This is a genomic window from Candidatus Pelagibacter sp. Uisw_134_02 (assembly GCF_047720265.1).
GTDB lineage: Bacteria > Pseudomonadota > Alphaproteobacteria > Pelagibacterales > Pelagibacteraceae > Pelagibacter.
In genome coordinates this window covers 643,034-665,018 of the sequence record NZ_CP159813.1, presented here as the reverse complement: position 1 = coordinate 665,018, position 21,985 = coordinate 643,034, and the positions used below count along the sequence as shown (strand labels likewise).

Below are 21,985 nucleotides of genomic sequence, written 5' to 3'. Positions count from 1 at the left end.
ATGGAATATTTAAGTTTAATTTTTTCCGAAATATATAAAATTTTATTTTTATTAGTTCCAGTTCTTGTTTCTGTTGCTATGATAGTTTGGTTAGATCGTCGTATCTGGGCTTTTGTCCAAAAAAGACAAGGTCCTAATGTTGTAGGTCCATTTGGTTTACTGCAATCTTTAGCTGATGCTTTAAAATATATTTTTAAAGAGGTCATTATTCCATCTAGTTCAAATAAAGTAATATTCATTTTAGCACCAATTGTTACCATGACTTTGGCATTGATATCTTGGGCTGTTATTCCTTTTAGTGCAACACAAGTGTTAGCCGACATTAATGTTGGTATTCTTTACTTATTTGCGGTTTCATCTTTAGGTGTTTATGGAATTATTATGGGTGGCTGGGCCTCAAATTCAAAGTATCCTTTTTTAGGCGCAATTCGATCTGCTGCACAAATGGTATCGTATGAGGTTTCAATAGGTGTTATTATAATTAATGTTTTACTATGTGTTGGCTCTCTTAACTTGAGCGACATAGTCATGGCTCAAAAAAATCTATGGTTTGTAATTCCATTATTTCCTATGTTTGTGATTTTTTTTATTTCAGCTTTAGCAGAAACTAATAGACCACCTTTTGATCTACCTGAAGCCGAAGCTGAACTTGTAGCTGGATATCAAACAGAATATTCTGGAATGATGTACGCTATGTTTTGGTTAGGTGAATATGCAAATATTTTATTAATGTGTGCCATGGGATCAATTCTTTTTTTAGGAGGGTGGTTATCTCCAATTGAAATTTACCCATTCGCTTTAATTCCAGGACCTATTTGGTTAATATTTAAGATTTTATTTCTTTTTGTGCTCTTTGCATTGGTAAAGGCCACTGTTCCAAGATATAGATACGATCAGTTAATGAGATTAGGTTGGAAAATTTTCTTACCTTTATCACTTTTATGGGTTGTTTTTACGGCAAGTTATTTATTTTATTTTAATCTATTACCAATTAATTAATTATGAAAATTTCTAGAATATTTAAAACAATTTTTATGTTAGATTTTTTAGGAGGTCTTTCAATTGCTCTAAAAGAACTTTTTAAATCCAAAAAAACAATTAATTATCCTTTTGAAAAAGGAAAAATTAGTCCTCGTTTTAGAGGAGAACATGCTTTAAGAAGATACCCTGACGGTGAAGAAAGATGTATAGCTTGCAAGTTATGTGAAGCTGTATGTCCAGCACAAGCAATTACCATTGAATCTTCTGAAAGAGCTGATGGAAGTAGAAAAACTACAAGATATGATATTGATATGATGAAGTGTATTTATTGTGGACTCTGTGAAGAGTCATGTCCCGTTGATGCAATTGTTCAAGGACCAAATTTTGAATTTTCAACAGAAACTAGAGAAGAGTTATATTATAATAAAGAAAAACTTTTAGATAATGGTGATAGATGGGAAAATATTTTAGCTGCCAATATTAAAGCAGATAAACCTTATAGATAATTATTATGTTAGCACATGCAATTTTTTTTTATATCTTTTCATTTGTAGCAATTGTTTCTGCAATAATGGTTACTGTTTCTAAAAATACTGTTCATTCTGTTTTTTTTTTAATTTTAGATTTTATTAGCATCTCATGTCTATTTATAATGATAGGTGCTGAATTTCTAGGAATGATTATGTTAATTGTTTATGTTGGTGCTGTTGCAGTTTTATTTTTATTTGTTGTAATGATGTTAAATGTAGCTCAACAAAAAAATCAATGGTTTAGTGCTAGGGAGAGTTCAAAACACATTCCTGTTGGTTTGATTATAAGTGTAATTATATTTTTTGAGTTAATAATTGTTATTGGTGGATGGAAATATAAGCCAGATCTTGTTTCGGCTATGTCGCTAAATATAGACAGTAGTATTAGTAACACTCATGCTATTGGATTTGTCATATATACTGACTATATCCATATTTTTCAATTAAGTGGAATGATCTTATTAGTAGCAATGGTGGGTGCTATTGTTCTTACTTTTAGAAAAAGATCAGGTGTTAAGAGACAGAGTTATTTTAGGCAAATATCCAGAGAAAGATCTGATGGAGTTGAAATGATTGATGTTGAGAGCAATAGGGGAATTAAATCTGATGATTAACATAGGTTTAGGTCATTATCTTACCCTAGGAGCAATAATATTCACGATTGGTATTGTTGGTATATTCTTAAATAGAAAAAATATCATTGTAATATTAATGAGTATTGAGCTTATTCTTTTAGCAGTTAATATTAATTTGGTAGCTTTCTCAATTTTCTTAAATGATATAACTGGACAAATTTTTACACTCTTTATATTAACTGTAGCTGCTGCAGAAGCTGCAATTGGGCTTGCAATAATAGTAGTTTATTACCGAAACTCGTCAACAATTAGAGTTGAAGAAATCAATAGTTTGAAGGGCTAATATGGAATTTGTTTTAGTATTTCTTCCATTATTAGCTTCTATTACATCTGGTTTTTTTGGAAAATATATAGGTGATAGAAATTCGGAAATAGTTACAAGTTTATTTGTTTCAATTTCAGCACTGTTGTCTTTAATTATATTTTATCAAGTTATCGTTAACGGTTATGAAAACAACTTAGTTATTGCATCTTGGATTAATTCAGGAACACTTAATGTAAATTGGTCTATCAAGGTGGACCCTTTATCTTCAGTAATGCTTGTTGTTGTTACTCTAGTTTCTTCATTAGTTCACATTTATTCAATTGGTTATATGTCTCACGATCCACACAAACCAAGATTTATGTCATATCTTTCTCTTTTTACATTCGCAATGTTAACGTTAGTAACATCTGATAATTTTCTTCAATTATTTTTTGGATGGGAAGGAGTAGGCCTTTGTTCATATTTTTTAATTGGTTTTTGGTTTAAAAAAGACTCAGCAAATGCAGCTGCTATAAAAGCTTTTGTAGTAAATAGAGTAGGTGATTTTGGATTTGCTTTAGGAATATTTTTAATTTTTTATCTGTTTGACACTGTCAATTACTCTGAAGTATTTGAACAAATTCCGCAGATAGTTGAGAAGGAAATATTATTTTTAGAAATGCATTTTAAGGCTATTGATTTAATTTGTATCCTTTTATTTGTTGGGGCCATGGGTAAATCAGCCCAAATTTTTTTACACACATGGTTACCAGATGCGATGGAAGGTCCAACACCTGTATCTGCGTTAATACATGCTGCAACAATGGTTACAGCAGGTGTCTTTTTAGTTGTTAGATGTTCTCCAATCTTTGAATACTCTCCTTTAACTTTAAATATTATTACAGTAGTAGGAATGACAACTGCTTTTTTTGCTGCAACAATAGCTCTAGTTCAAACTGATATTAAAAAAATAATTGCATACTCAACATGTAGCCAACTTGGCTACATGTTTTTTGCAACTGGTGTTGGAGCTTATAATGTTGCAATGTTTCATTTATTTACTCATGCTTTTTTTAAGGCATTGCTTTTCCTGGGGTCAGGGTCTGTAATCCATTCATTTAAAGATGAACAAGATATAAATCAAATGGGAGCTGTTTATAAAAAGTTACCATATACTTGGATTTTAATGATTATTGGTACTCTAGCTCTCACAGGCTTTCCTTTTCTTTCTGGTTTTTACTCAAAAGATGCAATTATAGAATTTGCTTACCTTAGAGGTAACACTGTAGGATATTATGCTGCTGGTATTGGAATTTTGACAGCCTTACTTACCTCAATATACTCTTGGAGATTAATTTTTAAAACATTTCATGGAACATACAATAATCAAAAAATAAAAATTGATGAAATGCATGAGTCACCTTTTGTTATGCTTATACCTTTAATTATATTAGCAATAGGAGCAATTTTTGCTGGTTTTTTGTTTAAAGATTTATTCATTGGCCATGGAGAAGAAAATCACTTTTGGGGAGACTCTATTATGTTTTTAAATCCACTAAGCACAGATCATCCACCTTTATGGGTTATTTTAATTACACCCATACTTGTTCTCTTATCTATACCAGTAGCTTATTATCTATTTGTAAAAAATAAAGATTTACCAAATCAATTTGCACAATCTAATAAACCTTTATATAATTTTTTAGTTAACAAATGGTACTTTGATGAATTATACAATGTCATCTTTATTCAGCCTTCAAAAAAAATTGGACTTTTCTTTTGGAAGATAGTCGATATAAAAATTATAGATAAGTTTGGACCTGATGGATTGTCTTTAATAATTAAAAGTTTATCTTTAAGAGCTAGTAAATTTCAAAGTGGATTTATTTATCAATATGCCTTTATGATATTGATAGGTCTTTCTGCTTTTTTAACATTTTTAATTTTACAATAATGAATTTTCCAATTTTATCATCTTTGATTCTTTTACCAACTATTGGAGCTTTATTTTTATTATTTTCGAAAGATAAAAAATCACATACAGGAAAATATGTTGCTTTGTTTACTTCATTTGTTAACTTTTTAATTTCAATTTATTTGTGGTATTTATTTGATCCCTCAACATCTAGCTTTCAATTTGTTGAAGACAGAGAATGGTTGAAAGGATTTATTAACTATAAAGTTGGTATAGACGGGGTGTCAATTCTGTTCATTATCTTAACAACACTTATAACACCTCTCTGTATTATATCAGTAAATAATACAATCAAAAATAAATTGAGAGATTTTCTTATCGCAATATTGGTAATGGAAAGTTTAATGATAGGCGTGTTTTGTTCACTTGATTTAGTTGTATTTTATTTATTTTTTGAAGCAGGATTAATTCCAATGTTTTTAATTATTGGAATTTGGGGTGGAGAAAGAAGAGTTTATTCTGCCTTTAAATTTTTCTTATATACTTTGCTTGGTTCTGTTTTAATGTTAATTGCAATAATTTCTATTTACTGGATTGTTGGCACAACAGATGTAGTTAAACTTTATGAATTAGGTATAGATGCAAAATATCAAAATTTATTATGGCTAGCATTTTTTAGTTCTTTTGCTGTTAAAACGCCTATGTGGCCTGTTCACACTTGGTTACCTGATGCTCATGTGGAAGCACCAACAGCAGGTTCAGTTCTGCTTGCAGCTATTTTGCTTAAAATGGCAGGGTATGGTTTTATTAGATTTTCATTAGGCTTGTTTCCAGTTGCTTCTGAATTATTTACACCTTTAGTTTATGTACTAAGTTTAATTGCAATCATATACGCATCTTTAGTTGCTTTAATGCAAGAAGACATGAAAAAATTAATTGCCTACTCTTCTGTGGCTCATATGGGTTTTGTGACTTTAGGTATTTTTACAATTACACAACAAGGTGTTGAAGGAAGCATAATTCAAATGATTAGTCATGGTTTAGTTTCAGCTGCATTATTCTTGTGTGTTGGTGTTGTTTATGACCGTATGCACTCAAGATTAATTAATACTTACGGTGGCCTAGTTTCTGTTATGCCAAAATACTCGATTCTATTTATGCTTTTTACTTTAGCTGCTTTAGGTTTACCTGGGACAAGTGGTTTTATTGGTGAATTTTTAATTTTAATGGGTGCATTTAAAGATAATTTTTTAGTGGCAGTTATAGCAAGTTTTGGAGTAATTTTTAGTGCTGCATATATGTTGTGGCTTTATAGAAGGGTAGTTTTTGGAAATTTAATAAATAAAGACCTTTTAAAAATACCTGATTTAGATAATTCAGAGAAATTCATTTTATGGAGTTTAGCAATACCAGTGTTATTCTTTGGTTTTTATCCAGAGCCATTAATTAACACAATCGAGGTGTCAGTAAAAGACTTAATTGAAATGTATAATTTTAACTTAAATATGTATGGTCCCGAGGTACAAAAACAATGATTGACTTGAATTTTATTTCTGCAGAAATTTTTATTTCATTATCTATAATGTTTTTATTAATCCTTGGAGTTTTTAAAAAAAATAGCTCTAGTATAATTCACAATCTATCAATAGGATTTTTATTTATTACTGGAGTTTTAATATTAAATAATTTTTCAGAAAACAGTTTAACTTTATTTGCAAATAGTTATGTGATTGATAATCTTTCATCTTTGATGAAGATTATTACCATTATAGGTGGAGCTTTTGTTTTATTAATTTCTACAAATTATTTGAAGATATCTAAAATTTTTTTAATAGAATATCCAATTCTAATTCTTTGTTCTATTTTAGGCATGATGGTTATGATTAGTTCTAATGATCTTATGGTTTTTTATATTGGACTTGAGCTTCAATCCTTAGCGTTATATGTGCTAGCATCATTTAACAGAGATCAACTAAAATCATCAGAATCTGGTCTTAAATATTTTGTATTAAGTGCACTTTCATCTGGCTTGTTGCTTTATGGTTGTTCTTTAATTTATGGGTTTTCTGGATCAACAAATTTTAACATTATAGGAACTACGATGGACTCAACTCATTATGGATTAACATTTGGAATAGTATTTATTTTAGTTGGATTGGCATTTAAGATATCTGCTGTACCTTTTCATATGTGGGCTCCAGATGTTTATGAAGGATCTCCAACATCTGTAACATTATTTTTTGCAATAGTTCCAAAAGTAGCGGCCTTAACAGTTTTTATAAGATTTTTATATGTTCCATTTCTTAATATGATTGATCAATGGCAACCCATCATAATTTTCTTATCAATTGCTTCAATGATATTTGGTGCTGTCGCAGCTATCGGACAAAATAATCTAAAAAGGCTGGTTGCTTATAGCTCTATTGGTCATATCGGGTATGCTTTGGCTGGTCTTTCTGTTGGAACCAACGAAGGTATCCAATCATCAATAGTTTATATTTGTATTTATTTAATAATGAATCTTGGTTTATTTAGCTGTTTATTTATGATGAAAAGAAATGATCAATATTTTGATACCATAGAAGATTTATCTGGACTATCTAAAAACCATCCTGTCTTATCTCTATCATTTCTTATCATCCTTTTTTCATTAGCTGGAATTCCACCATTAGCAGGCTTTTTTGCCAAGTTTTATGTATTCAAATCTGTAATTGAACAATCAATGTATTTCTTAGCAATTGTTGGTTTATTGTCGACTGTAATAGCAGCTTTTTATTATTTAAGAATAATCAAAGTTATTTATTTCGATGAAGAAAAAGAAAAATATGACACCAACCATAGTACATGGTTAAAAATATCATTATCCTTATCAACACTGTTAATTCTATTATACTTTATCTACCCTAGTAAATTAGTGGAAATTGTATCTAGAATTAATATTATTTAATGAAACTTAAAAAATATAGCTATAAAATTGTAAATAGCACTAACGATTTGGCTATTCAAATAATTAAAAATACTAATAACAAATCGGGCATAGTCATTGCCAACAAACAAAAAAAGGGGAGAGGCCAATATGGTAAAAAATGGACTTCTTTCAAGGGAAATTTGTTCGTTAGTATTTTTTTTCCAATAGATAAAATCAAATTTTCATTAAAAGAATTAACAAAAATAAACTGTTTACTAGTTAAAAAATTATTATTAAATTTTTATAATAAGAAAATTAGAATTAAGAGTCCAAATGATTTATTAATAGATAACATGAAAATCTCAGGTATTTTGCAGGAGACAATATTAAAATCTAGTACTAAATTTATTATTATTGGAATTGGAGTAAATTTAATTAAAAGTCCTATATTAAAAGATTATCCAACTACAAATCTTTTAGAGTTAACAGGTAAAAAAGTTACACCAGTTAATGCTATTTTAAAGTTGAAAAAAATATATGAAAAATTTATTCCTCTATTACCAAAATTTAATGTAAAAAATATAGAAAAAATTTAAAATGATTATTGTTGGAGATATTGGAAACACTGAAACTAAAATTTGCTTAGTAAATTCAAAAAATAAAATTATTAAAAGAATTAATATAAGTACAAAAAAAATTAATCCTTCTACACTAAAAAAAGCTATATCTACTTTAAATATTAGAAATAAAATAATTAAAAAATGTTTAATTTGTAGCGTTGTACCAAAATTGTATAATGAAATTAAAAGTTTCTTTAATAAAGTTTATAAAATTAAATGTTATGAATTAAAAAAACTTAAATTAAATAGATTAATTAATATTAAAGTTAATTATAAACAAATTGGTTCTGATCGCTTAGCAAATGCTATTAGTGCCATTAACAACAAAGATAATTTTATAATTTTAGATTTTGGTACAGCTACAACGTTTGATGTTTTAATTAAAAATACTTATCATGGTGGTGTTATAGCTCCGGGCGTTAAACTTTCTCTTAGTACCCTAATAGATAAGGCAACTCAGATACCAAGTGTTAATTTGAAGAAAACAAAAAAAATTATCGGTTTAAATACTACAAGTGCCGTTAGGGCTGGTTTTTTTTGGGGTTATGAAGGTTTAATTGACAATATCATTAATTTAATTAAGAAGGAGACCAAGATGTCCTTTAAAATTATAATTACAGGGGGATTTTCTAATTTGTTCAAAAATTCAATAAAAACGAAAGTTAAATTAAATAAAGACATTACAATTAACGGTCTAATTAAAGCTAGTGTTTTAATCAAATAAATATGAAAGATGAATTATTATTTTGCCCCTTAGGGGGATCTGGCGAAATAGGGATGAATATGAACCTATTTGCCTTTGGAAAACCAGGTGAGCACAAGTGGATAATGGTTGATATTGGAGTTACTTTTGCAGATGATACATTGCCGGGTATAGATTTAATTTATCCAGATCCTGGCTTCATAATTGATAAAAAAGAAGACCTCCTAGGTATTATTCTAACTCATGCCCATGAAGATCATATAGGCGCTATTGCACATTTATGGCCTCAATTAAAATGCAAAATTTTTGCAACTCCATTCACTGCTGTTTTAATAAAAGAAAAGTTCAAAGAAAAGAATATTGATGTAGCTAATTACATAAACATAGTTCAATTGAATGGTACAGTTAATTTAGATCCTTTTAAAATTGAATATATAACTTTAACACATTCAATTCTTGAACCTAATGGTCTTAGAATTGAAACTCCAGCTGGTATAATTCTTCATACAGGTGATTGGAAAATTGACCCAGAACCATTACTTGGTGAAAAGACTAATTCTAATAGACTTAAAGAAATTGGCAAAGAAGGTGTATTGGCCATGGTTTGTGACTCAACAAATGTATTTAGTATGGGTAAAGCTGGATCTGAACTTGATGTTAGAAAAAGCTTATTAAACATAATGGGAAGTTTAAAAAAAAGAATTGTTATGGCATCTTTTGCTTCTAATGTAGCTAGAATGGAAACAGCTTTTTATTGTGCAGAAAAAACTGGTAGACAAATAGCGCTAGTAGGAAGATCTATGCATAGAATTTTTAAAGCAGCAAGACAATGTGGTTATTTAAAAAATGTTATTGAACCAATAGACCCGCGTGAAGCAAAGAATATTTCTAGAGAAAAAATAGTATATTTATGTACTGGAAGTCAAGGTGAGCCAATGGCTGCACTGATGAGAATTTCTAGTTATACTCATCCAGATGTCTTTATTGAAAAAGATGATGCTGTTATTTTTTCCTCTAAGATTATTCCAGGCAATGAAAAGAAATTATATAAATTACAAAACCAATTAGTTAAAGATGGAGTCGAGGTCATTTCTGAAGAAAGTGAATTTGTACATGTATCTGGCCACCCAAATAGAGACGACCTTAGAGAAATGTATGATTGGGTTAAACCTGACTGTGTTATTCCTGTGCATGGAGAACATAGACATATGATTGAACACATGAAATTTGCTAATGAAATGAAAGTTCCTCATCCAGTTCAAGTTGAGAATGGAGATATTGTTAAGTTAGCCCCTGGTAAACCTCATGTGTATGATAAAGCACCCAATGGTAGACTTTATTTAGATGGAAATATAAGTGTTGAAGAAAATTCTCAATCGATCAAAGATAGAAAGAATATAAGTGCTAATGGCTATATGGAAGTAACTATTTTAATTACACCAAAGGGAAATATGCATAAAAGCCCTGTAATAACTTTTAGAGGCTTACCAGTGTATGATTTTGATGAATTTATCTATGAATTGGAAGAAGTAATTGAAAAAACAGCTAGAACTTTTTCTATCAAAAGTAAAAAACAAGAATACAACTTTATTGATGCATTAAAAATTATATGTAGGAAATGTGCTAAAGAATACACAGGAAAAAAACCTTTTATAAATATCAATTTAGTAAGTATTTAATGAGCGCAACAGGCCTTGCTATAATTTACATAATAATTTGGTGGATAGTTTTTTTTACAATTCTTCCTATAGACGTTAATAGACAAAAATCTGTTAAAATCGATGGTGAAGATGCTGGTTCACCAGAAAATCCTAAAATGTTAAAAAAATTTATCTATTGTACTGGTATTACAACAGTCATTTTCATGATAATTTATTTATTGATAAAATATGAATATTTAAATTTAAGATATATAATTAACTAGAATGTACATTTCAAAATCATTTATTCCAATATTAAAAAATAATCCATCAGAAGCTAAAATTAAATCACATCAATTAATGCTTAGAGTCGGAATGATAAAACAATCTTCCGCAGGTATCTATTCATGGTTACCATTAGGTTTTAAGGTGATGAAAAAAATTGAACAAATTGTTAGAGAAGAACAGGATAAAATTGGTGCTCAAGAAATACTAATGCCAACTATTCAACCTAGTGATATTTGGAAAGAAAGTGGTCGTTATGATGATTATGGTGATGAAATGCTTCGTATTAAAGATAGACAAGATAGAGAGATGCTTTATGGACCAACTAATGAAGAATTGGTAACAGATATTTTTAGATCAAGTGTTAAATCTTACAAATCATTACCACAATTGCTTTATCATATTCAATGGAAATTTAGAGACGAAGTAAGACCTAGATTTGGAATTATGCGTGGTAGAGAATTTTATATGAAAGATGCATATTCTTTTGATATTAATGATGATGATGCCACATTTTCTTATAATAAATTTTTTTATTCTTATTTAAAAACCTTTAAAAGACTAGAACTTTCTGCAATACCAATTGCAGCTGATACTGGACCTATTGGTGGAAACCTTTCTCATGAGTTTATCATTTTAGCTGATACTGGAGAGAGTAAAATTTTTACTGATAAAAGAATTTTTAATTTAGATAGTGAGAATTCAAAAATGAATAAAAAATCTTTAGAGGACTTAAGAATAAAATATGAACAATTCTATGCTGTTGCAGATGAGAAATTTAATAAAGATGAATTTGAAAAAAAAGTTTCTGAAGAAAATAGACTTATTACCAAAGGTATAGAAGTAGGGCATATTTTTTATTTTGGTGACAAGTATTCAAAAGCGTTAAACGCAGCTGTAGATCTACCTGGTGGGAAAAAAGATTTTGTAAAGATGGGCTCTTACGGTATAGGCGTATCAAGGTTAGTAGGTGCCATTATTGAAGCAAAATATGATGATAACAAGGAAATAATGAAATGGCCATTTTCTGTAGCACCATTTGAACTTGCTATAATTCCTATGATTAATAAAAATGATATATCAGCACTTGATAAAGCCACAAAACTTTTTAAACATTTTGAAAATAATAATATAGACACAATTATTGATGACATGGATGAAAACCTTTCATCAAAAATAAAGAAATTCAATTTAATTGGTGTACCTTATCAAATTATAATTGGTAAAAAATCTGAAGGAGACTTATTAGAATTTAAAGAAATAGGAAAAGAGCCAAGGAACTTAAATATAGAGCAAATAACTAAAATTTTAACTGAATTAAAAGCAAAAAATTGATTTCTACATTAGAAAAAGAGATTACATTTAGATATTTAAAAACCAGAAAAAAGGATGGCTTTTTAAATATTATTTCTATTTTTTCATTTATCGGAATAAGCCTGGGTGTTGCTGTATTAATCATCGTCATGTCAGTAATGAATGGTTTTAGAACTGAGTTAGTTAATAAAATTGTGGGATTTAACTCACATGTAACAGTTAAACCTTATGAAAATAGAATTAGCTTAGATAAACTTGAAAATACTTACTTAAAAAAAATTTCAAAGGAGTTGATTTTTAGTAATTCAGGTGAAGCTATTGTTATAGGTAAAAATTACACAAAAGGAATAATTTTAAGAGGGTACAGTAGTAAAGATTATCCTAAATTAGACGTTGTTAAAAAAGGAGATTTTAATGAACAATCAGCTCAATTATCAAAAAACTCTATATCCATAGGTAAAGAGTTAAGTTATAATTTAGGTCTTGGTATAGGTGATAGATTGTCTATTTTGTCACCGACTGGGATTCAAACAATCATTGGTAGTTTACCTAAACAAGAAACTTTTATCATAAATTCAGTTTTTGATAGTGGACTTACCGATTTTGATGCAAATGTTGCATTTGTTAATCTAGACACATTGGAAAGTTTCTTTGCTTTTGAAAAAGGAAAGAGAAACTTGGAAATATATTTAAATGATCCCTCAAATATCGAAGAAGCCAAAACAAGTATTCAAAAGTTATTTGAAAATGAATTTATTTATACTTGGGCTGATATGAATAGTTCGTTATTTTCAGCTTTAAAAGTTGAAAGGAATGTTATGTTTATAATTTTATCTTTAATTATTATTGTGGCTGCTTTTAATATTATTTCTGGACTTACAATTTTAGTTAAAAACAAAACAAGAGATATAGCTATACTAAAGTCTATTGGTGTTTTAAATAAATCTATTACAAAAATTTTCTTTTTTGTCGGTGTTATTATTGGTACTTCAGCAACTTTCTTTGGAATTTTTTTAGGTGTGATGTTCTCATTATATGTAGAAAACTTAAGAGAGTTTTTAAGTAACACATTCAATATTAGCCTCTTTCCAGAAGAAATTTATTTTTTAAGTACAATGCCTTCAGAAATTAACCCAAAATCAATTTTTATTATTTCGATATGTTCAATTTTAATAACTATTATTGTTTCAATTTTTCCTGCCATTAAAGCCTCAAGATTAGATCCAGTTAAAGGGTTAAAATATGAATAGATTAATATCATTAAAAAAAATTTTTAAATCTTTTTCTAATAACAAAAAATTAATTGTTTTAAAAAATATTAATTATTCATTTGCTAAAGGTAAAATTTACTCACTCGTGGGCCCATCAGGGTCAGGAAAATCCACATTTTTAAATATTTTATCAATGATAGATAAGCCTACATCAGGATCGTTATTAATTAATGATACTCTAATAGATTTTAATAATAATAATGAAAATGATAAAGTTAGAGCAAATAAAATTGGCATTATATATCAACAAAATAACTTACTACCTGACTTTACAGCTCTAGAAAATGTCTATCTTGCAGGTTTAGCTCTAAGTGGAGATAAAGACAACTCAATAAAAAAAGCCAAAAAAATTATTAAAGAAATGGGTCTTTCATTGCGTGAGCATCACTATCCATCAGAATTATCAGGTGGAGAAGCACAAAGAATAGCTATAGCAAGAGCAATTATAAATGAACCTGAAGTTATATTGGCTGATGAACCAACAGGAAGCCTTGATCGTAATACCGCAAAAGAAGTATTTAAAGTTTTATATAAATTGAAAAATAAAAGTAGATTAATAATCTATGCAACCCATAATAGATTTTTTGCCAATATGGCTGATTGCAAATTAGAAATGATTGATGGTAATATAAAAACTATCAATGCCAGAAACAAATAATCAAAATTTTAATCATTTAAAAATACATACGCAGTATTCAATTTGTGAAGGTGCAATAAAAATTGACAGTTTAAAAGATTTTTGTAAAAACAATAAAGTATCATGCGCTGGTCTTTCCGATACATCAAATTTATGTGGAGCATTAGAGTTTGCAGAAAATATCTCAAAAGTTGGAACACAACCAATTATTGGCACACAAATCCATTTTAAATTTGAAGACACAACTGGATTGCTTCCATTAATTGCTCTTAATGAAAAAGGATACAAAAGAATTATTGAACTTTCATCCAGATCTTATCTTGAAAATGATGCACTTTCAGTTCCTCATTTAGATATTAAAGAGCTTTTAGCTGACACTGAAGGCGTATTATTGCTTTCTGGAACAATCCAAGGTTTATTTGGTAAATTATTTGAAAAAGGTCGTTTGGAAGAAGTAACTGACGTTTATAAAAAGTTAGTATCAAAATTTAAAGATAATTTTTATATAGAAATTCAAAGACATGGAGATCAAAACGAAAATACTTTTGAAAAATTCAATTTGGATCAATCTTTTAAAATTAAGATTCCCATAATTGCTACTAACGAGGTTTACTATTTAACATCAGATATGCATGAAGCTCATGATGCCTTAACTTGCATTGGAGCAAAAACTTATATTAATGAAAAAAATAGAATTAAGTACAGTGATCAACATTATTTTAAGTCTAATGAAGAAATGTCAATATTATTTTCAGATTTACCAGAGGCCTTAGAGAATAATTTTAATTTACCATTTAAATGTAATTTTAGACCTCAATTTTCTAAACCTATATTACCAAATATTAGTTCTGAAAAAGGTGTTAGTGCTGACGAAATACTCAAAAAAGACTCATTAGATGGATTAAAAGAAAAATTTAAAAAGGTTTTTAATATTGATGAAAATAAACTGAATACTAATAGCGAATTTTTAAAATATAAAGATAGGCTTGATCATGAGTTAAAAATTATAATTGAAATGAAATATCCAAGTTATTTTTTAATTGTCTCTGATTATATTAAGTGGTCAAAGAACAATGACATACCAGTAGGACCTGGAAGAGGTTCTGGCGCTGGTTCACTTGTCGCATGGTGTCTTTTTATTACAGATGTTGATCCGATAAAATTTAATTTAATATTTGAAAGATTTTTAAATCCTGATCGTATATCTATGCCTGACTTTGATATAGATTTTTGTGAAGAAAAAAGAGATCTTGTTTTAAAATATCTAACTACAAAATATAAAGACAGTGTTGCTCATATAATCACTTTTGGAAAATTAAAGGCAAGAATGGTTATTAGAGATGTAGGCAGGGTATTAGGTTTACCATATGGCTTTGTTGATAGTATTTCTAAAATGATACCATTTGATCCATCAAGACCACAAAGCTTAACAGAATGTATTAATAGCGAACCAAGGCTTCAAAAACTTGTTAACGAAGATTCTCGTGTAAAAAAACTAACTGATCTTTCTCTAAAATTAGAAGGTCTGAATAGAAATGTAGCAACTCATGCTGCTGGGGTTGTAATAGCAGATAGAAAGTTAACTGAAGTTGTGCCTTTATATAAAGACGCTGCAGCTAATTTGTTATTGCCATCTACACAATTTGATATGTATTCTGCAGAAAATGCTGGTCTAATCAAATTTGATTTTTTAGGCCTTAAAACCCTAACTGTAATAAGTAATACTCAAAAGCTAATTAACAAAAAAACTAAAAATTTTAAAATTGAAGATATTGATTTTGAAGATCAGAAAGTTTTTAAACTTTTATCTTCAGGCAATACTGTAGGGTTATTTCAAGTTGAGAGTGCTGGAATGCGTGAGGCTCTATTACAAATGAAACCCAATCATATTGAAGATATAATTGCATTGGTAGCACTTTATCGTCCAGGACCAATGAGCAATATACCAGTTTATAATGACTGTAAACATGGAAGACAAAAACCTGATTATTTACATCCATTACTTGAAGATATTCTTAAGCCAACCTATGGAGTCATTATATATCAAGAGCAAGTAATGCAAATTGCACAAAAACTTTCAGGTTTTACAGCTGGCGAAGCTGATATTCTACGAAGAGCCATGGGTAAAAAGAAGAGAGCAGAGCTTGAAAAACAAAAACAACATTTTATTGCAGGTGCACTTAAAAATGGAATTAGCAAGGGAATAGCTACTAGTATATTTTTAAAAATTGAACCTTTTGCAGAATACGGTTTTAATAAAAGTCATGCAGCAGCTTATGCAATAATTTCCTATCAAACAGCTTTTTTAAAAACGTACTATCCTCAAGAATTTTTTGCAGCGTCAATGACAATGGATATATCCAATCAAAATAAACTTGGAGAGTTCCATGAAGAGCTCAAAAGAATTAATATCAAGGTTGTAAGACCAAATATTAACAGTTGTTTTGCAGATTTTCAGTTTGATGAGAATAATTTTTATTATGCATTAGGTGCTATTAAAAGTGTTGGTTATGAAGCAATATCAAATGTTGTTAAAGAAAGAAATATAAATGGTGATTTTAAATCTATAAATAATTTTTTGAATAGAGTTAATCCAAAAGATATTAATAAATTACAGTTAGAAGGTTTAGTTAAAGCAGGTGCTTTTGACTGTATAGATAATAATAGACAGGCTTTATTTAATTCTATTCCTAATTTTATCTTAAAAACAAAAAGTGTTTTTGAAAATAGAGCAACAAATCAAATTGATTTATTTACTTCTGATAATGAACAAGATAATGAAATAGTCCTTAATATTGAGGACTGGAAATTTGAAGATAGGTTATCAAGAGAATTTGAAGCTATTGGTTTCTTTATATCTGATCACCCACTAAATCAATTTAAAGAAATTTTTGATGATTATAAGATAGTAGATTATGTAAAATTTAATTTAGATGACAATATAAAAGAAGCTAACATTGCTGCAACTCTTTTAAAAATTACAGAAAGAAAAACGGCCAAGGGTAATTCATATGGCGTTATAAAACTAACAGATTTAACAAGTGTTTTTGAGCTTTTTATTTTTTCTGATATTCTTGAGCTTAATAGGGAAATTTTGATTGAAGGTAATTCTTTAATTATTTCCTTGGTTAAAACAATTTCAAATGATGAAAATAGATTTAAAAGAATAAATGCTCAAAAGATATCTTCACTCAAAAATCTTTTTAATAAACCTGTTAGTGAAATTGTATTTACTGTTAAATCGATAAATGATATTGATAAGATATCTGAATTAATAAGCGAAGATGGGGCTACAGAGGTAAAAATAAACTTAAAAGACAAAATAAACGATATTAGCTTCAAACTTAAAAATAAAAGGCTAATAGATAGAAAAGCTATAAATATCTTAAGAAACAATGATATTTCTATCATTATTCAATAAAAAAGACTTGTTTGTTTTCAAAATAATTTGTAAATAACTCTTAAATTAAATTAACACGCACACAGTTTGTGGTTTTATACCTCCGGTCCTTAAATGGAAATTACTGTGGTGGCTTAACCGGGAATAAATATGAAAATACCAAATATAACGATCCAACAACTATTAGAAGCAGGTGTTCACTTAGGTCATAAGACTTTAAGATGGAACCCAAAAATGAAAAAATATATCTTTGGAAAAAGAGACTCAATTCACATTATTGATCTAACCCAAACACTTGAATTAACGAATGTAGCTTTGGAAAAAGTTTACACTACTATAGCTAATAACGGAAAAATTCTTTTTGTATCAACAAAAAAACAAGCATCTGAGGCTATAGCAGAAGTTGCAAAAGAAACAGGTCAATATTTTGTAAATTATAGATGGTTAGGGGGAATGTTAACAAACTGGGGAACCATATCTGGGTCTATAAAAAAGATGAAAAAATATGAAGCTGACCTTGTCGCTGAAAATAGAGGTTTTACAAAAAAAGAACTTTTAAAGATGAGTGTAAAAAAAGAAAAATTAGAAAGAGCACTAGGTGGAATTGCAGAAATGAAAAAAGTTCCTGATCTAGTCTTTATTATTGATACAAACTATGAATCACTTGCAATCGCTGAAGCATCTAAATTAGGAATTCCTATTTGTGCAGTATTAGATAGTAATTCTAATCCTGATGGAATTGATTATCCAATTCCAGGAAATGATGATGCTAGAAGAGCAATTGATCTTTATTGTAATTTAATAAAAGAAACTATCGAAAATGCAAAAAAAGCATCTCCGATTACTATTGATGAAAAACCACAAATTGAAGGCGTTAAGACTAAAGAAAAATCTACTAAAACTGTTCAACAATTAGATAGAGAAAAGTTAGATGCTAAGTTTTCAAAAAAAGTGAATGAAAAGTTAAATTGATATGAGTGATATTGAAAAAATAAAGCAATTGAGAGAAGCAACAGGTGCTGGCTTTAAAGATTGTAATTTAGCGGTAAAAGAGTCTGGTGGAGATTTAGACAAAGCCATAGAAATTTTAAGAGTTAAAGGAATTTCAAAAGCTTCAAAAAAAATGTCTAGAGACGCTAAAGAAGGTGTTATAGCAACGTCTGGAAATGAAAATAAAATTTCAGTAGTCGAGCTTAATTGTGAAACTGACTTCGTTGCTAAAAATAATGACTTTGTTTCTTTTGCTAAAGAACTAAGTGAATTAAATGATAAAAATAATTCAAATTTAGAAAAATTAAATGTAACTAAAATGTTAAATGGTCAAACAGTTGAAGATAACCTTGTTTCGTTAATTGCAAAAATGGGTGAAAAAATAACAATTGGTAAAGCAAAAACTTTTGATAAATCAGGTACACAAAATTTTAATTATTTACATACTATAGTTCAAGATAATTTATCGAAATTATCAGTTATAGCCTCATTAGAGACTTCAGATAATAGTGATGTTGTTAAAACCTTTGGTAAGCAGCTTTCAATGCATATAGCTGCATCAAATCCATTAGCCTTAAGTTCAGATTTAATTGATAAAGAAATTCTGAAAAAAGAACAAGATCTTGTGACTGAAGAACTTAAAAACTCTGGAAAACCAGAGGAAATTGCTCAAAAAATAAGTTTAGGTAAAATGAGTAAATTTAAAGAAGAAAATGCTTTACTAACACAAGCATGGGTTATGGAACCTAAAAAAAAAGTGCAAGATGTTGTAAAAGAACTTAATATACCAGATTTAAAAATTAGTGATTTTTTTAGAATCAAAATAGGTGAATAAATGTTTAATGAAAAACCATATAATCAAAAAATGGATAAAACCATTGAGGTTTTTTCAAAAGAATTAACATCATTAAGAACGGGAAGGGCAAATGCATCAATGCTAGACCTTGTTAGAGTTGACGTTTATGGTCAAGCAATGCCATTAAATCAAGTTTCTAGTATAACAACGCCAGATGCAAGAACAATCAATATTCAAGTTTGGGATCTTAATAATGTGCCATTAGTCGACTCTGCTATAAAAAAATCGGAGTTAGGTTTAAACCCTCAACTAGATGGTCAATTAATTAGACTGCCTGTTCCAGATTTAAATGAAGAAAGAAGAGCTGAAATTAAAAAAGTAATAAGGTCAATTGGTGAAAAATGTAAAGTTTCAATTAGAAATATAAGACGTGAAGCTAACGATGATTTAAAAAGTTTAGTTAAAAACAAAGACATTAGTGAAGATGATGAAAAAAAAAATGAAAAAATTGTTCAAGCTTTTACAGACGAACATATCAAGATAATTGATCAAAAGATTGAAGCTAAAGAAAAAGAAATAATGACTATATGAACCCAGTTAAACATGTTGCCATCATCATGGATGGAAACGGCAGATGGGGCATCAAACATAAGAACTCAAGAAACGCAGGACACAAAGCAGGACTAAACTCAGTTGAAGGTGTTATTAACGAATGTATAAAAGTAAATATCAAACATTTAACACTTTATGCATTTTCTACAGAAAATTGGAGAAGACCAAAAAAAGAGATTAATTTTTTATTTAATTTGTTAGAAAATTTTTTGATCAATAAAGTAGATAGTTTGATAAAAAAAAAAATAAAACTAAAATTTATTGGAGAAATTAACAAACTACCAAAAAATCTAAAAAAGGTCATAAAAAATTCTGAGTTAAAAACTTCAAAAAATTTAGGATTACAAGTTAACGTAGCACTAAATTATGGTTCAAAAAATGAAATACTTAATTCTATAAAATTAATTAATAAAAAAAATATCAAAATTAATGAAAAGAATATTAATAAAAATTTGTTTACCAAAGGTATATCTGATCCAGATATCTTAATAAGAACTGGTAATACTCATAGATTAAGTAATTTCATGTTATGGCAAATTTCTTATACAGAAATTTTTTTTGAAAAAAAGCTTTGGCCAGAGTTTAATTTAAATGATTTTAGAAAAATATTGTCTAAATATAAATTAGTAAAAAGAAATTTTGGATCAATTTAATGACTACTGAACTACAAAAAAGAATAATTACATCAATTTTTCTATTTTTTTTAATAACAGTTATGTACCTCTATTCATTTGCAATGATTGTTTTTTTAATCATTATAGCAATAATTATATGGGTTGAGTTCTATGCTTTAATTTCTAAGATTAAAAAAAAAAACTCATTAATAGATAAATCTTATAGATTTTTATTCAAAATATTATCATTATTGTATTTATTATCTCTAGTTAGTCTTATTTTTTATATAGAAGGCTATCATCCTGATTTAAAAGTATATTTGTTATACTCAACTTTAGTTTCAATACTCTCTGATATAGGAGGGCTTGCTTTTGGTAAATTTTTTAAAGGAAAAAAACTAACTAAAATAAGCCCTAATAAAACAATCTCAGGGTCAATAGGTTCATTTCTTTTTTCAATGTCTTTGATACCTTTTTTTTGGGGTGAAATGATTAATCACAATTTTATAATATTGATTATAATTACCATCTTAATCTCTTTAACATCACAGTTAGGTGATCTATTTATTTCTTATATTAAGCGAAAGGCAAAAGTAAAAAATACTAGTGACATACTACCTGGACACGGTGGTTTCCTAGACCGTGTTGATGGAATGATTTTTGCTATACCATTAGGATTTTTTTTATTTAATATATTTTAATATGAAAAAAATAGCAATTTTAGGTTCAACTGGATCGATAGGAAGTTCATTATTAAATATAATTAAAAAAGATAAAGAAAAATTTAAAATAGAGTTAATTTCAGCTAATAAAAATTATAGAAAAATAATTAAACAAGCTAAATTTTTTAATGTTAAAAAACTTATTATCACAGACAAGAATTCTTTTCTTCGGGCTAAAATAATTTTAAAAGATAGTAATTTTGATATTTATAATGATTTTAACTCTTTTAAAAAAATATTTTCAAATAAAAAATTAGATTATGCAATGAGTGCAATAACAGGTTTTGAAGGATTGAAACCTACCCTTAAAATTATAAAATTTACAAAAGTTATTGCAATTGCAAATAAGGAGTCGATTATTTGTGGCTGGAATTTAATTAAAAAAAATTTAAAAAAATTTAAAACAGAGTTCATACCAGTTGATTCTGAGCATTTTTCAATTTGGTCTTTAATTAATAAAGAAAAATATAATGATTTTGATAAAATTTATTTAACAGCTTCTGGAGGACCATTTCTTAAAACACCATTAAGAAAATTTAAAGCTATTACTCCACGGAAAGCACTGATGCATCCAAATTGGTCAATGGGAAAAAAAATATCTATCGACTCAGCTACAATGATGAATAAAGTTTTTGAAATAATTGAAGCTAAAAAAATTTTTAATATTCAGTATAGTCAATTAAAAATTTTGATACATCCACAATCTTACTTACATGCAATAGTAAAATTAAATAATGGATTAACTAAACTTTTAATACATGATACTAATATGACTATTCCAATTTTTAATTCACTCTATAATAATGAAAAAAAAAAATTCAATCAAAAAAACTTAACTTAAAGATATTAAATAATTTAAATTTAGAGTCAGTCGATAAAAAAAGATTCCCATTAACAAAAATTATTTCGAAATTGTCAGTTAAAGATTCTTTGTATGAAACAATTATAGTTAGTGCTAATGACAAATTAGTTAATTTATTTTTAGATAATAAAATTAAATTTCCCGAGATAGCAAAAATTCTATTAAACATATTAAATTCAAAAGAGTTTCTTAAATATAAGCATCAAAAAGCAAAAAATATAGACGAAATTCAAAAATTAAACACTTATGTAAGCCTAAAAATAGAACAAAAGCTTTTTAAAAATCAAACAATAGTTGTATAAACTT

The 21,985-nt window shown here is 28.0% G+C and carries 22 protein-coding genes; all 22 read left to right on the top strand.

Annotated elements, in window-relative coordinates:
• The 22 genes from nuoH to ABXT56_RS03595 all read left to right on the top strand — a co-directional run bounded on the left by nuoH (position 1) and on the right by ABXT56_RS03595 (position 21,981).
• The gene (gene nuoH, locus ABXT56_RS03700; RefSeq protein ID WP_415299374.1) at positions 1-999 is read left to right on the top strand and encodes an NADH-quinone oxidoreductase subunit NuoH; all 999 of its coding nucleotides are present in this window, start codon (positions 1-3) and stop codon (positions 997-999) included.
• A 2-nt stretch (positions 1,000-1,001) separates the two neighbouring features.
• Positions 1,002-1,487, top strand: a complete 486-nt coding sequence (gene nuoI / locus ABXT56_RS03695) for an NADH-quinone oxidoreductase subunit NuoI (protein WP_415299372.1) — start codon at positions 1,002-1,004, stop codon at positions 1,485-1,487.
• Between the two features lie 5 nt (positions 1,488-1,492).
• Positions 1,493-2,125: an NADH-quinone oxidoreductase subunit J gene (locus ABXT56_RS03690; protein WP_415299370.1), complete on the top strand. Its 633-nt coding sequence runs from the start codon at positions 1,493-1,495 to the stop codon at positions 2,123-2,125.
• A complete protein-coding gene (gene nuoK, locus ABXT56_RS03685; protein ID WP_415301381.1) occupies positions 2,121-2,429 on the top strand; it encodes an NADH-quinone oxidoreductase subunit NuoK in 309 nt (102 codons plus the stop codon). Before ABXT56_RS03690 ends, nuoK begins: the two co-directional genes overlap by 5 nt.
• Before the next feature lies 1 nt (position 2,430).
• Entirely contained in the window at positions 2,431-4,344 is a 1,914-nt protein-coding gene (nuoL, locus tag ABXT56_RS03680; protein ID WP_415299368.1) for an NADH-quinone oxidoreductase subunit L, read from the top strand.
• Positions 4,344-5,840 (top strand): NADH-quinone oxidoreductase subunit M, encoded by a 1,497-nt coding sequence (locus ABXT56_RS03675; protein ID WP_415299366.1) that lies wholly within the window; start codon positions 4,344-4,346, stop codon positions 5,838-5,840. Before nuoL ends, ABXT56_RS03675 begins: the two co-directional genes overlap by 1 nt.
• Positions 5,837-7,252, top strand: coding sequence for an NADH-quinone oxidoreductase subunit NuoN (nuoN, locus tag ABXT56_RS03670; RefSeq protein ID WP_415299364.1), 1,416 nt, complete (start codon positions 5,837-5,839; stop codon positions 7,250-7,252). Before ABXT56_RS03675 ends, nuoN begins: the two co-directional genes overlap by 4 nt.
• Positions 7,252-7,809: a biotin--[acetyl-CoA-carboxylase] ligase gene (locus tag ABXT56_RS03665; protein WP_415299362.1), complete on the top strand. Its 558-nt coding sequence runs from the start codon at positions 7,252-7,254 to the stop codon at positions 7,807-7,809. The genes nuoN and ABXT56_RS03665 overlap by 1 nt, the downstream gene beginning before the upstream one ends.
• Before the next feature lies 1 nt (position 7,810).
• Positions 7,811-8,557, top strand: coding sequence for a type III pantothenate kinase (locus ABXT56_RS03660; protein WP_415299361.1), 747 nt, complete (start codon positions 7,811-7,813; stop codon positions 8,555-8,557).
• Between the two features lie 2 nt (positions 8,558-8,559).
• On the top strand, positions 8,560-10,215 hold the full coding sequence (locus tag ABXT56_RS03655) for a ribonuclease J (protein ID WP_415299360.1): 1,656 nt from the start codon (positions 8,560-8,562) through the stop codon (positions 10,213-10,215).
• Positions 10,215-10,460 (top strand): DUF1467 family protein, encoded by a 246-nt coding sequence (locus ABXT56_RS03650; protein ID WP_415299359.1) that lies wholly within the window; start codon positions 10,215-10,217, stop codon positions 10,458-10,460. Before ABXT56_RS03655 ends, ABXT56_RS03650 begins: the two co-directional genes overlap by 1 nt.
• 1 nt (position 10,461) lies before the next feature.
• Entirely contained in the window at positions 10,462-11,796 is a 1,335-nt protein-coding gene (proS, locus tag ABXT56_RS03645) for a proline--tRNA ligase (RefSeq protein ID WP_415299357.1), read from the top strand.
• Complete coding sequence (locus ABXT56_RS03640) at positions 11,793-13,025, top strand: ABC transporter permease (RefSeq protein ID WP_415299356.1); 1,233 nt, start codon at positions 11,793-11,795, stop codon at positions 13,023-13,025. The genes proS and ABXT56_RS03640 overlap by 4 nt, the downstream gene beginning before the upstream one ends.
• On the top strand, positions 13,018-13,704 hold the full coding sequence (locus ABXT56_RS03635) for an ABC transporter ATP-binding protein (protein WP_415299355.1): 687 nt from the start codon (positions 13,018-13,020) through the stop codon (positions 13,702-13,704). The genes ABXT56_RS03640 and ABXT56_RS03635 overlap by 8 nt, the downstream gene beginning before the upstream one ends.
• Positions 13,688-17,104, top strand: a complete 3,417-nt coding sequence (gene dnaE, locus ABXT56_RS03630; protein ID WP_415301360.1) for a DNA polymerase III subunit alpha — start codon at positions 13,688-13,690, stop codon at positions 17,102-17,104. Before ABXT56_RS03635 ends, dnaE begins: the two co-directional genes overlap by 17 nt.
• Positions 17,105-17,233: 129 nt before the next feature.
• Complete coding sequence (rpsB, locus tag ABXT56_RS03625) at positions 17,234-18,055, top strand: 30S ribosomal protein S2 (RefSeq protein WP_415301359.1); 822 nt, start codon at positions 17,234-17,236, stop codon at positions 18,053-18,055.
• A gap of 1 nt (position 18,056) precedes the next feature.
• Entirely contained in the window at positions 18,057-18,908 is an 852-nt protein-coding gene (gene tsf / locus ABXT56_RS03620) for a translation elongation factor Ts (protein ID WP_415301357.1), read from the top strand.
• Positions 18,909-19,460: a ribosome recycling factor gene (gene frr / locus ABXT56_RS03615; protein WP_415301355.1), complete on the top strand. Its 552-nt coding sequence runs from the start codon at positions 18,909-18,911 to the stop codon at positions 19,458-19,460.
• Positions 19,457-20,134, top strand: coding sequence for a polyprenyl diphosphate synthase (gene uppS, locus ABXT56_RS03610; RefSeq protein WP_415301353.1), 678 nt, complete (start codon positions 19,457-19,459; stop codon positions 20,132-20,134). The genes frr and uppS overlap by 4 nt, the downstream gene beginning before the upstream one ends.
• Positions 20,134-20,796, top strand: a complete 663-nt coding sequence (locus tag ABXT56_RS03605; protein ID WP_415301351.1) for a phosphatidate cytidylyltransferase — start codon at positions 20,134-20,136, stop codon at positions 20,794-20,796. Before uppS ends, ABXT56_RS03605 begins: the two co-directional genes overlap by 1 nt.
• A gap of 1 nt (position 20,797) precedes the next feature.
• Entirely contained in the window at positions 20,798-21,658 is an 861-nt protein-coding gene (locus tag ABXT56_RS03600) for a 1-deoxy-D-xylulose-5-phosphate reductoisomerase (RefSeq protein ID WP_415301350.1), read from the top strand.
• Positions 21,634-21,981, top strand: coding sequence for a hypothetical protein (locus ABXT56_RS03595; protein WP_415301379.1), 348 nt, complete (start codon positions 21,634-21,636; stop codon positions 21,979-21,981). The genes ABXT56_RS03600 and ABXT56_RS03595 overlap by 25 nt, the downstream gene beginning before the upstream one ends.
• The last annotated feature ends 4 nt before the right edge of the window (positions 21,982-21,985 follow it).